Raw genomic sequence first — 11,987 nt, 5'->3', positions numbered from 1 at the left:
ACAATTAGCGCAATTTAGCCTGTTTAATACGCTTAACTTTAAGTGCAGCGTTGCGACCAAACTTGATTTGTGTTTTACCCATAATTTTCTTTATAATTTCATGATAATAAGGTGACCTCATGTCTGACAAAAACCCGCGTTACGCTCGTATCTTGCTAAAACTCTCTGGCGAAGCCTTGGCTGGTAGCAAAGACATGGGTATTGATACCGAAGTGCTTGATAAAATGAGCCTATCTATCGCTCACTTGCGCGGATTAGGGGTTCAGGTCGGTATCGTGGTCGGCGGTGGTAACTTATATCGCGGTGCACAGTTACAAAAAGAAGGCTTGGTTGGCCGTGTCACTGGTGATCAGATGGGTATGCTAGCGACGGTAATGAATGGTCTGGCGATGCGTGATGCTCTTGAGCGTCGTAATATCAAAACGCGTCTGATGTCTGCATTGCCAATTGGTGAGGTTACCGAAAGTTATAGCAGTCGTAATGCGATTCGTTATCTCAAAAATGGTGAAGTTTGTATCTTCGTTGCAGGGACGGGCAATCCATTCTTTACGACTGATACAGCGGCATGCCTGCGTGGTATCGAGATCGAAGCGGGCTTGATCCTAAAAGCAACTAAGGTTGATGGGGTTTATGACAAAGACCCAAGTCTACACGCTGATGCCAAAAAATACGATGGTCTCACTTTTGATGAAGTGCTAGAGCAAAAACTTGGCGTGATGGATTTGACGGCTATTGCGTTGTGCCGTGAGCATAATGTACCGCTACAAGTCTTTGACATGACCAAACCCAATGCCCTGTTGAACGTCATCATGGGCGAAAACGAAGGGACACGCGTTTTTCATTAATTGATGTGGCACTGAACGCAGAGTTTAGCAAGCAGTACATAATTAACACCCTAATAGTAAATAAAAAATTTGTCGATAGCGATAAATAAGGACACATAATGATTAAAGAGATTAAGCAAGACGGCGAATCACGCATGCAAAAAACACTAGAAGCGCTTGAGAGCACTTTTAGTAAAGTCCGTACTGGACGTGCCCATCCAGGCATGTTGTCAGGTGTCATGGTCAGCTACTACGGTTCTGATACACCGCTAAACCAAGTTGCAAGCGTCAACGTTGAAGACTCACGCACCTTACTGGTTCAGCCGTTTGACCGTACCATGGTTCAAGCAGTAGATAAGGCTATTCGTGAAGCGGACTTGGGTCTAAACCCAATGACTGCTGATGTGATTCGTGTGCCAATGCCAGCATTGACAGAAGACACTCGCCGCGACATGCAAAAACTTGCACGCGGAGAAGCGGAGAGCAGCCGTGTGTCTATCCGTAATATCCGCCGTGATATGATGAATGACATCAAAGATTTGGCAAAAGAAAAAGAAATCTCAGAAGATGACGAGCGCCGCGCCAATGATGATATTCAAAAAATCACTGACAAGTATATCGAAACTATCGATAGCCGCTTAAGCAAAAAAGAAAGCGACCTGATGGAAGTCTGATATTGATATACTTGCTATTTATAGCAATGCTCAATTCAATCGACTATTTATAATGTGACAGCCAATACGTGATAACTATTGGCTGTTTATTCTTGGATATATCGATATGCATTTATTGATCTATCCATAACTTTGTAGTGTTTGCCCACAACATGGCAGACTATAGATTAGATGGTTTAGTTTACAATCTATTAAGGGATTTTATCTCTCAATGACGATAAGTTTGTGAATTATTTACATGACGCTTTTTAATCGCTGCTGCACACGTTATCATTATTTCACCTTAATAATAAGCAAGTTTGCCTATGTCCTCTCCAGCCGCTATTGCACCTACTGTTCTTCCTCATCATATCGCTATCATTATGGATGGCAATAATCGCTACGGTAAAGCCAATAAATTGGGCAAGGGCCAAGGTCATATTGCTGGTAAAAATGCGCTAGATCCTTTGGTTGAGTATTGTGTCGATGTTGGTATCGAAGTGCTGACCGTATTTGCGTTTTCTAGTGAAAATTGGCAACGTCCACCTAGTGAGGTGGCACTATTGATGCAACTATTGGCATCAACCATCAATGAGCAAATGCCGCGTATGCATAAATACCGCATTCGTTTGCGTTTCATTGGTGATCGCAGTCAGCTTAGTGAAGAGCTGCAAGCATTAATGCTAGATGCTGAGCAAAAGACCGCGAACTTTGAGGCAATGACATTGGTGATTGCCATTAGTTATGGTGGACAATGGGATATCGCCCATGCCGCAAAACAACTGGCACATCAGGTGCAGTCAGGTGATCTCAATCCTGAAGATATCAATGCTGAGAGGCTTGGTGAGCAGGTACAATTGGCCGACGTACCAGCAGTAGACATGCTGGTGCGTACAGGCGGTGACTACCGGATATCTAATTTCTTGTTGTGGCAAGCGGCCTATGCAGAGTTGTTTTTTACGCCAACTTTATGGCCAGATTTTGTCCCACAAGAACTTGCTTCGATGATTGCCGAGTTTGCACAGCGTCAACGCCGCTTTGGCAAAACTAGCGAGCAGGTTGTGACAGAGCAGCAAAGCCACTGAAGTGTTTGTCGTCATAAAAATTCAATTAGTACCCTATAAGTGGTCAATATCGCTTGCTTGTGAAATGATAAACCGCTTTAATTAGTGTCACTGCTGTTATTGGGCGATAATCGACTAGCAACTACAATACATCTCTTGGCTGTATTTTCATCATCATTATAAGGCTCGATAAGTATGTGGCAACGAATTAAGACGGCAATTATTCTCGTTATTATCGTTGGTATTGCAATGTTTGCGAGCCAAACACCTGTTTTATTTGCGCCTCTGCTAGCGGTTGGCGTGGTTATTGCGGCTCACGAGTGGGCAAAGCTAATGCCGAAATGGCGTCAGCCGATTGTATTTGTGTTATTGGTATTCGTCATTACTGTATTGTCGCTTATGTTCAAGGTGACTTGGCTATCTTGGTGGGTGGCGTCACTAGTCATATGGCTGATGGCGTTATCTTGGGTCAAAGTATTCCCCACGCAGACCAAATGGTATGGTAAACAACTAGCATTGATGGGTGTGGTCATTTTGACAGCGTCAATCACAGCGATGTTTTATCTGTGGCAGCTATCAGCATGGTGGCTCCTTTACGTGTTCCTATTGGTATGGTGCGCTGACAGTGGGGCTTACTTCGTTGGCCGTAAGCTTGGTCGCCGAAAGATGGCACCCAATGTCTCACCCAATAAAAGTATGGAGGGCTTAGCTGGTGGCTTGGTTACCGGTTTACTGGTAGTGGTTGCGATCAGTGTGTTCCAGCTACAGCTGACAGGACTTGCGCTAATTGCTTTTGCCGCACTATCTGCAATCACTATTCTTGCCTCTGTACTTGGTGATTTGTTTGAATCAATGCTCAAACGTCGTGCTGATGTCAAAGACTCTGGAACTATTTTGCCAGGTCATGGCGGTATATTAGATCGCATTGATTCATTGTTATCCGCCACGCCTATATTTGCCCTTGGTTTTTGGCTGATACAGCAGCTGGGTTTAATAGTGGTATAAAATGACAGGGTCGCTTAGCTGGTTGTATGAGTATAATACTCAAGCTAAGTGATTGTCTTGGCGAGCGCCTCATACATAGCATTATTCACGATTACATCATTTTATAGTTTTTCATATCTTGTTTATTCTTCTTTTACTTTCTAAATATCATAGGCATCAATGGTTATGACCCAACGCATCGCCGTATTAGGCGCGACAGGCTCGATTGGCGATAGTACGTTAGCAATTTTGGCTGTGCAGTCGCATCTCTACGAAGTCTACGCATTATCAGGCTACTACCGTTTAGACAAGCTGTTTGCACTGTGTCAGCAGTTCTTGCCAAAGCGCGTCAGTGTGCCAATGGCAGCGGTAGATGATTTTGCTAAAAGGCTTAAAGTGGCAGGAATCGATAGTGATGTCGTAGGCGGAGAAGAAGGGCTAGTAGATATCGCCACTGATCCGCAAACTGATACTGTTGTTGCCGCTATTGTAGGTGCAGCAGGGCTGCCGTCTACTTTAGCCGCAGCGCGTGCAGGCAAGCGTATTTTGCTTGCCAACAAAGAGGCCCTAGTGATGGCAGGGCAAGTCATGATCAATGCAGTCAAAACGCATAAAGCCACTTTGCTGCCACTCGACTCTGAGCACAATGCTATTTTTCAGTGTTTACCGCCTGCTATTCAACAAGACAACACCCAAATTCATGAGCCAGACCATGGTGTCCGTAAGCTATGGCTGACTGCCTCTGGCGGTCCATTTTTGCAACAGTCATTTGAGCAGATGCAGCAAGCAAGTGTGGCCCAAGCGGTCAAACATCCTAACTGGTCAATGGGGCAAAAAATATCTGTCGACTCGGCCACGATGATGAACAAAGGACTTGAGCTGATAGAGGCCTGTCATCTGTTTGACTTGCCTGAAGACAAGATAAATGTGGTCATTCATCCACAAAGTATCATTCACTCAATGGTAGAATATAGTGATGGCAGTTTTTTAGCGCAGCTGGGCAGCCCAGACATGAAAACCCCAATCGCTCATGCACTTAGCTACCCGAATCGTATTGATAGTGGCTCGCAGCCTTTAGATTTGTTTGAACTCAGTGGTTTGGAATTTATTGAGCCTGATCTGCAAAAGTTTGCCTGTCTGCGTTTGGCGCGTCAAGCCATGCAAACTGGTACGCAGGCGACTATTGTCTTAAATGCAGCAAATGAAATTGCAGTCGCCGCATTTTTGAATGGTCAAATACGCTTGACTGATATTGCAGATATTAATGAGCAAGCTTTGAATGACATACAGTTGCCACCCTTAGATGCCGCTGCTGATATAGAAGATATATTAGCCATTGATAAGATAGCACGTCACCTGACTGACAAACTTGTGGCAAAACTGGCGTAATTACTCCAAGCATGGCTGAGTAAAAAGGTGGTTGAGACGGCAGTACTGATAAAATATGTCAATGTTAATAAAAGATGCTAAGAACCCTACTGAGAAAAGATCATGACGTTTTTACTAACGCTTCTTGCGGCAATATTTGTCTTAGGTCCACTCATCGCTCTGCACGAGTGGGGGCACTATATTGTGGCACGGATGTGCGGTGTCAAAGTATTAACATACTCTATCGGTTTTGGTCCTAAACTGTTTGGTTGGACCAGTAAAAAAAGCGGTATCGACTATCGTATCTCTGCCTTACCACTGGGCGGTTATGTCAAAATGCTTGATGAGCGTGAAGGCAATGTCGCAAAAGATGAGCAGCATTTGGCATTTAATCATCAGCATCCACTCAAAAAAATTGCGATTGTTGCCGCCGGTCCCATCATGAATTTTATCATTGCCATCGGGCTTTTTTGGGTGTTATTCATGACACCATCTGAGCAGTTGGCGACTAAGATTGGGCAGGTACTGCCAGACACACCTGCGGCAATGGCTCAGTTACCTGTCGGTGATAAGATTGTTGCGATTGACGGACATGAGGTACAGACGTGGGAAGGTATCAACTATCGTCTTGCAGGGCGTATGGGCGAGACGGACAATGTGAGCATCACCCTACAGTCGGATACCCAAGCCAATCAATCGACCCAAACCTATCAAGCTCCCGTCACCCAGTTTATGCAAGGTGAGGCACAGGGCAAAGATGCGTTGACCAGCTTTGGGATGTTGCCATGGCAGCCACAGATTGCGCCGATTGTTGGCGGTTTGGCTCCTGATGGCGCCGCCAGTCGTCAAGGTCTACAAGTAGGCGATCGTATTACAGCCATCAATAACGAAGCAATCAAAGACTGGATCAGCGCCACGCGTATCATCCGTGATAATCCTGAGGTATTGCTTGAGTTCACTGTGTTGCGTGATGATAAGACTGTTCAGCTACAGATCATGCCGCAAGGGAAAAAGGACAACATGGGCAACGACTATGGACAAATTGGTGCTATGGTAGACCAGACTGAGATCGTGATCCCTGATGCTTACAAAACCACCGTGGTCTATGGCCCTGGTGAGTCTTTGGTCAAGTCGTTCGAGAAGACTGAACAGCTCGCCGTGATGACAGTAGACTCTATGGGCAAAATGCTCTCAGGAATGATTGGTCTAGATAACCTATCAGGTCCGATTACCATTGCCAAAGTTGCTAAACAAAGCTTCGATATCAGTTGGCAGATGGTACTATCGACTGCCGCACTCATCAGTTTAAGCCTGGCGGTATTGAATCTTTTACCCATTCCCGTATTGGATGGTGGTCATATTGTTTATCATTTTATTGAGCTGATTCGTGGTAAACCGCTCTCTGAAGGGGTGCAAATGGTTGGGCTAAACATCGGCTTACTCTTACTGGCAGGTTTCATGGTGTTAGCAATTGGTAATGACATCAGTAGGCTGTTTTAATCGATTAATTCGTAATATATTTGATAAACCACGATATACTAATGGTTTAGTGACTCTTATCTACTGATCGTTGCTATGATACGCAAGATATTTTGTGTCGTAGCCTCTGTACTAATCGTAATTTTTAGTTTATTTTGTGATGCATTTTATATAAAGTGTTCTGAGTCAGCCATGTATGGAGTTGCAACTTCATGCAAAACGGGCTAGACAACATATATTTTTTAACTTAACTTTAGCAAGTTTTTTATTGACGGATAGTGTTTATGCGTACGCCTTTATTTATGAGCGCGGCTGGGTTGCCGTTAGTTGTAGCAATGATGAGTATGCCAGTACAGGCTGCAGAATTTGTAGTCACTGACATCGGTTTCAATGGTTTGCAACGCCTAACCCCTGATAGCCTCTATCCGGTCCTACCTATTACGGTAGGAGATACGGTAAATGACAGTAGCTTGGCTGCCAGTATCAAGGCACTATATGCGACTGAAAATTTTGCTGATATTCAAAGCCGTGTCGAAGGCGGTAATCTAAGGTTCGACGTGGTTGAGCGTCCAACCATTGCTGAGGTAAACTTCGAGGGCAACAAACTCATTCCAAAAGAAGGTCTTGAGCAAGGCCTTGGTAATGCTGGTTTGTCAGTTGGTGATGTACTAAAGCAGTCAACGCTACAAGGCGTGGCTAATGAGTTACAACAGCAGTATATCAGTCAAGGATATTACAACAGCAATATCGAAGTAGATCAGACAGTACTCGATGGCAATCGCGTCAAACTTGATGTGCGTTTTATCGAAGGCAAGCCTGCCAAAGTGGTCGATATCAATGTGATCGGTAACAAACACTTTAGTGACGAAGAAATCAAAGATGTCTTTGCGGTAAAAGAATCGTCATGGACACGTTTACTCTCAAAGTCTGACCGATATGCACAAGAAAAACTGGCCGCCAGTTTAGAGAATTTAAAAGCGCTGTACCAGAATGATGGTTATGTACGTTTTGCAGTAGATAATGCGGTACTAAATATCAGTGAAGACAAGCAGAGTGTGTTTATTGAAGTCAGTCTGACTGAAGGTGAACAATATCAGTTTGGTGAGACCAATTTCTTAGGCAAACCTACTTTTGATAACAATGAATTGAATGAGCTGGTTACTTTTGCACCTAACGAAAAGTACTCACAAGCCAAATTAGATGCCACTACTGCCGCGCTCAAAAGACGCTATGGTAACGAAGGGTATTATCTAGCCCAAGTCAGACCAGTACCACGTATCAATGACGATACCAAAATGGTTGATGTAGACTACTATATTGATCCTGCACGTCCTATTTATGTTCGCCGTATTAACTTTACAGGTAACTTAAAAACACAAGACGAAGTACTGCGCCGTGAAATGCGCCAGCTAGAAGGGGCGCTTGCGTCTAGCGAAAAGATCCAATTGTCACGCACACGCCTTATGCGTACAGGGTTTTTTAAAGCGGTCAATGTCGATGTAAAGCCAGTGCCTAATCAGCCAGATCAGGTAGATGTTAGCTACACGGTAGAAGAGCAGCCTTCTGGTAGCTCAACGATTGCAGCGGGTTACTCTCAGAGTGGCGGTGTGACGTTCCAGTTAGATTTGACCCAAAATAACTTTATGGGTACAGGTAACCGCGTCAAAGCGGCACTTTCTCGCTCAGAGACACGTGACTCTTATAGCTTGGGCTATACCGATCCGTATTTTACAGAAAATGGCGTCTCGCAGGGTGTTAGTGCCTACTATCGTAAGACCAAGTATGATGATGACAACGTCAGTAACTATGTGACAGACTCATATGGTGCAACGCTAAATTATAGCTATCCTGTTGATGAAACCAAGCGTGTTAGTGCAGGTCTCAATGTTGACAACACAAAAGTACGTGGCGGTCGCTTCCTAGGTATCTCGAATGCTCAAGAAATTCTTGATGATGGTGGTACACAAACATTTGACGAAGACGATGATGGCGTTTCGACATTCAGAAATGACTATCAAACCTATAACTTATTACTTGGTTGGGACTACAGTACGCTAGATCGTCCAGTATTTCCAACTAAGGGTATGAGCCATAGTGTCGATGCCACTATCGGTTTGGGCGACGCAAATTATCAAAAACTTGTGTATAGCGGCAACGTATATTATCCGCTATATAAAGATGTAGTCGCACGTGGTTACACCAAGCTTGGCTATGGTAATGATTTGCCTTTCTACGAGAACTTCTACGCAGGCGGCTACGGCTCAGTACGTGGTTATGAGTCGTCTACTCTAGGGCCTAAATCACAAGTGTATTATGACGCGGTCACTGATCCAGACGACCAAACCTTTTTAGCAGAAGAGGTTGGTGGTAATGCATTAGTTACTTTTGGTAGCGAGCTGATTTTACCGATGCCATTCAAAGGCGATTGGGCAGATCAAGTACGTCCAGTGCTATTTGCCGAAGGTGGTCAGGTCTTTGATACCTCTGATAAAGAAGACAGAACCTTTAATGATTCAGATGTACCTCTATTAACGCAAGACAATGAATTCCGCTTTAGTGCTGGTGCCGGTGTGACGTGGTATACGCCAATTGGTCCAATCTCACTCAGTTACGCGGTGCCTTTCAATGACAAAGAAGGTGATGAGACCGAAAAAGTTCAGTTCCAGATCGGTAATACATTCTAGATTACTAATAAAATCTATCTAACCGCGCTTATGTTTATGTGAATAGGTTAGAATGTCATTAGTTTCCAGTAGGTCGTCAAAATAACAATGTGTTTTGACGACCGTTTTATATACACCTATATTCTATTAATAGTCATTATGATAACGATTGAGCAACTTATCACTCGGATCGAGCAGCGGCAGCCTATTATCAATAAGGCTGATCTGGATGCTGATCAGTTATGTCGACCATTTGTCAGCGTTGGCAGTCTAACCACTGCTGGTGAGCAACAGCTCAGTTTTCTAGCAGACCCTAACTACATCTCTAGCTTGTCTACTAGCCAAGCAGGTGCCGTTCTAGTTACAGACTCGTATCGGGATCAAGTGCCTGCATCAGCCGTAGCATTGGTAGTATCAAATCCATACTTGGCTTATGCCAGCGCCAGTCAGCTGTTTGCTCGTAAGCTATCGTCCAAAGGAATTCATCCCAGTGCTGTCATTGCTGATAGTGCTATTATTGGCGATGAGGTTACTATCGGTCCTTTTTGTGTGATTGGTGAGCATGTACAGGTAGGGTCACGTAGCTCGCTAGAGTCCCATGTGGTCGTCGAAGCACATACTGATATCGGTACGGATTGTGTCATCAAGCCACAAGTCGTTATCGGCCATGATTGCGTTATTGGTAGCCACGTTAGACTACATACAGGGGTGAGCGTAGGTGCTGAAGGTTTTGGGTTTGCACCTACCTCAGATCCTAGTACCTCGGGTTGGGAACGTATTGCTCAATTAGGCCGTGTGGTCATTGGTGATCACGTGCGTATTGGTAGCCAGACTTGTATCGATCGCGGCGCCATTGACGATACGATCATCGGCAACCATGTTATTATTGATAACCTAGTACAGGTTGCTCATAATGTGCGTATCGGCGATGGTACAGCTATTGCTGCCCATACGGGTATTGCAGGTAGTACTACCATTGGCAAACGCTGCATTATTGGCGGTGCTGTTGGTATTACAGGCCACATCGAAATTACAGACGATGTCGTGTTGTCTGGTATGACGATGGTCACTAAATCCATAAAAACTGCTGGTTCATACTCTTCTGGCACCGCTGCGATGCCAACTGCTAATTGGCGACGTGCAGCAGTACGCTTTCGTCAGCTTGGTCGCAATTAATCTACACAATCAATCAATATTCAAAACACAGCAAGGAAGCGGCATTATGAGCAGCAACAACATAGATATCCCAACTGATGAAGATATCAAAAGCTTGGCTGAGCAAGGTCTTAAGCTACCACTAACGTACCAGACGATTAAGCATTATTTGCCGCATCGTTATCCTTTTATGTTGGTAGATAGAATTGTCGCTTGTACACCTGGTGAGTGCATCACGGGTATCAAGAACGTGACGATCAATGAAGAGTTTTTTAATGGTCACTTTCCTGATGAGCCGATCATGCCAGGGGTGCTGATGGTAGAGTCAATGGCACAGGTTTCAGGCGTGCTTGGGTTTATTAGTGCTGGTTTGACCGCAGAAGATGGTTATCTTTACCTGTTTGCAGGCGTAGACAAAGTGCGCTTTAAGCGTCGTGTCATTCCAGGTGATCAACTCATCATTCGTGCAAAAACAGTCATGCAACGTCATGGTATTTATAAGTTTGATTGTACAGTACATGTTGAAGATGAGCTTGCTGCCAGTGCGCAAATTATGATTGCACGCCAAGAGCAGCAAAAAATCAAAAATGCATAAGCGAAAAAGTGCGTAGTCAATAAAAGCGCATAAAAAGTGATATCAAACCGACCATTACAATTATAATTAGCAGGTATATTTAACAATACAGCCTAGTATTAATATCATTAATGAGGCTAGATGGGTTGTATTGGGCTTACTATTTACTCGTATTAAATGATACAAGGGTTCACACTATGAGTCAGATTCATCCAACAGCACTCATCTCCCCATCTGCGCAGATTGATGAGACTGCCATTATTGGTCCTTATTGTATCGTTGGTGATGAGGTGTCCATTGGTGCACATACGGTACTGCATCGCAACGTAGTCGTGACTCGGCTAACACGTATCGGTGCGCACAATCAGTTTTATCAGTTTGCAAGTGTTGGCGAAGATCCACAAGATCTGAAGTATGCAGGAGAGCGCACTTGGCTTGAGATTGGCGATCATAATACCATTCGCGAAGCGTGCAGCTTACATCGCGGGACTGCTCAGGATGGCGGGCTGACTAAAATAGGGTGCCACAATCTACTGATGGTCAATACTCATGTGGCGCATGACTGCGTGATTGGTGATCATAATGTATTGGCAAATAACGTCGGGGTAGCAGGTCATGTGTCCATCGGTAATCACACAATTATAGGTGGTAACTCAGGTATCCACCAGTTTTGCACCGTAGATGATTATAGTCTAGTGGGTGGGGCCAGCTTGATTCTAAAAGATGTGGCTGCCTTTACTATGGTGTCTGGTAATCCAGCCAAAACCCATGGTATGAATGTTGAGGGAATGCGCCGTAAAGGCTGGTCGAAAGAGACTATTAACGCACTCCGTCAAGCGTACCGTGTGATTTTTAGGTCAGGTTTGACGACGGTACAAGCGCTCGAAACGCTTAACAATGAGCTACTGCCTAAAGAGCCAAAAATACAGCTGCTTATCGATTCACTACAAAACAGTCGCCGCGGTGTGGTGCGCTAAAAGGGTATTATGACTACTAACCTATGATGCCATTTTATATTTTTTAATTTGCCAAAAGGTTATTAATAAAAGATAATAGCGCCAAAAGCCATAACCAATTGTTATGGCTTTTTATATTTATGAATACTTGACTTTTTTAGTCGCTTAGCAGAAACTGAGCGTTTACGATATTGTAAACAATTCTTTCTTAATGTTACTGGGCGCTTCACATCGAAGTGTTTACTGAATAGTTCGGTAGTGGTACTG

At 44.2% G+C, this 11,987-nt stretch carries 10 protein-coding genes; all 10 read left to right on the top strand.

Translation table 11 applies throughout. The features are described 5' to 3' along the window. The first annotated feature begins 119 nt into the window (after positions 1-119). The 10 genes from pyrH (at position 120) to lpxA (ending at position 11,741) form a co-directional block, all read left to right on the top strand. Positions 120-845: a UMP kinase gene (gene pyrH / locus ACTXGL_RS02300; protein WP_319050043.1), complete on the top strand. Its 726-nt coding sequence runs from the start codon at positions 120-122 to the stop codon at positions 843-845. Positions 846-943: 98 nt separating this feature from the next. Continuing rightward, positions 944-1,498, top strand: a complete 555-nt coding sequence (frr, locus tag ACTXGL_RS02295; protein WP_319050044.1) for a ribosome recycling factor — start codon at positions 944-946, stop codon at positions 1,496-1,498. 305 nt (positions 1,499-1,803) lie between these two features. Next, complete coding sequence (uppS, locus tag ACTXGL_RS02290) at positions 1,804-2,562, top strand: polyprenyl diphosphate synthase (protein WP_443524571.1); 759 nt, start codon at positions 1,804-1,806, stop codon at positions 2,560-2,562. A 174-nt stretch (positions 2,563-2,736) separates the two neighbouring features. Beyond that, positions 2,737-3,546: a phosphatidate cytidylyltransferase gene (locus ACTXGL_RS02285; protein ID WP_443524570.1), complete on the top strand. Its 810-nt coding sequence runs from the start codon at positions 2,737-2,739 to the stop codon at positions 3,544-3,546. A gap of 159 nt (positions 3,547-3,705) precedes the next feature. After that, positions 3,706-4,914, top strand: a complete 1,209-nt coding sequence (gene ispC, locus ACTXGL_RS02280) for a 1-deoxy-D-xylulose-5-phosphate reductoisomerase (protein ID WP_443524569.1) — start codon at positions 3,706-3,708, stop codon at positions 4,912-4,914. A 102-nt stretch (positions 4,915-5,016) separates the two neighbouring features. Further along, positions 5,017-6,393 (top strand): RIP metalloprotease RseP, encoded by a 1,377-nt coding sequence (gene rseP / locus ACTXGL_RS02275; RefSeq protein WP_443524567.1) that lies wholly within the window; start codon positions 5,017-5,019, stop codon positions 6,391-6,393. A gap of 263 nt (positions 6,394-6,656) precedes the next feature. Next, positions 6,657-9,056: an outer membrane protein assembly factor BamA gene (gene bamA / locus ACTXGL_RS02270; protein WP_443524566.1), complete on the top strand. Its 2,400-nt coding sequence runs from the start codon at positions 6,657-6,659 to the stop codon at positions 9,054-9,056. A gap of 138 nt (positions 9,057-9,194) precedes the next feature. Further along, complete coding sequence (lpxD, locus tag ACTXGL_RS02265) at positions 9,195-10,211, top strand: UDP-3-O-(3-hydroxymyristoyl)glucosamine N-acyltransferase (RefSeq protein WP_443524565.1); 1,017 nt, start codon at positions 9,195-9,197, stop codon at positions 10,209-10,211. Positions 10,212-10,257: 46 nt separating this feature from the next. Beyond that, complete coding sequence (gene fabZ / locus ACTXGL_RS02260; RefSeq protein WP_443524564.1) at positions 10,258-10,785, top strand: 3-hydroxyacyl-ACP dehydratase FabZ; 528 nt, start codon at positions 10,258-10,260, stop codon at positions 10,783-10,785. Between the two features lie 176 nt (positions 10,786-10,961). Beyond that, positions 10,962-11,741, top strand: a complete 780-nt coding sequence (gene lpxA / locus ACTXGL_RS02255; protein ID WP_443524563.1) for an acyl-ACP--UDP-N-acetylglucosamine O-acyltransferase — start codon at positions 10,962-10,964, stop codon at positions 11,739-11,741. Positions 11,742-11,987 lie beyond the last annotated feature (246 nt).

Origin of the sequence: Psychrobacter sp. T6-6 (assembly GCF_052258185.1) — a bacterium.
GTDB lineage: Bacteria > Pseudomonadota > Gammaproteobacteria > Pseudomonadales > Moraxellaceae > Psychrobacter.
The sequence above is the reverse complement of the archived record's forward strand: the minus strand, read 5'-3'. Positions and strand labels throughout refer to the sequence as shown.

Excerpts from the sequence above, each read along its gene's own strand:
- uppS (WP_443524571.1), top strand. The coding sequence starts at position 1,804 with ATGTCCTCTCCAGCCGCTATTGCACCTACTGTTCTTCCTCATCATATC.
- rseP (WP_443524567.1), top strand. The coding sequence starts at position 5,017 with ATGACGTTTTTACTAACGCTTCTTGCGGCAATATTTGTCTTAGGTCCA.
- lpxA (WP_443524563.1), top strand. The coding sequence starts at position 10,962 with ATGAGTCAGATTCATCCAACAGCACTCATCTCCCCATCTGCGCAGATT.
- frr (WP_319050044.1), top strand. The coding sequence starts at position 944 with ATGATTAAAGAGATTAAGCAAGACGGCGAATCACGCATGCAAAAAACA.
- lpxD (WP_443524565.1), top strand. The coding sequence starts at position 9,195 with ATGATAACGATTGAGCAACTTATCACTCGGATCGAGCAGCGGCAGCCT.
- bamA (WP_443524566.1), top strand. The coding sequence starts at position 6,657 with ATGCGTACGCCTTTATTTATGAGCGCGGCTGGGTTGCCGTTAGTTGTA.
- ACTXGL_RS02285 (WP_443524570.1), top strand. The coding sequence starts at position 2,737 with ATGTGGCAACGAATTAAGACGGCAATTATTCTCGTTATTATCGTTGGT.
- fabZ (WP_443524564.1), top strand. The coding sequence starts at position 10,258 with ATGAGCAGCAACAACATAGATATCCCAACTGATGAAGATATCAAAAGC.
- pyrH (WP_319050043.1), top strand. The coding sequence starts at position 120 with ATGTCTGACAAAAACCCGCGTTACGCTCGTATCTTGCTAAAACTCTCT.
- ispC (WP_443524569.1), top strand. The coding sequence starts at position 3,706 with ATGGTTATGACCCAACGCATCGCCGTATTAGGCGCGACAGGCTCGATT.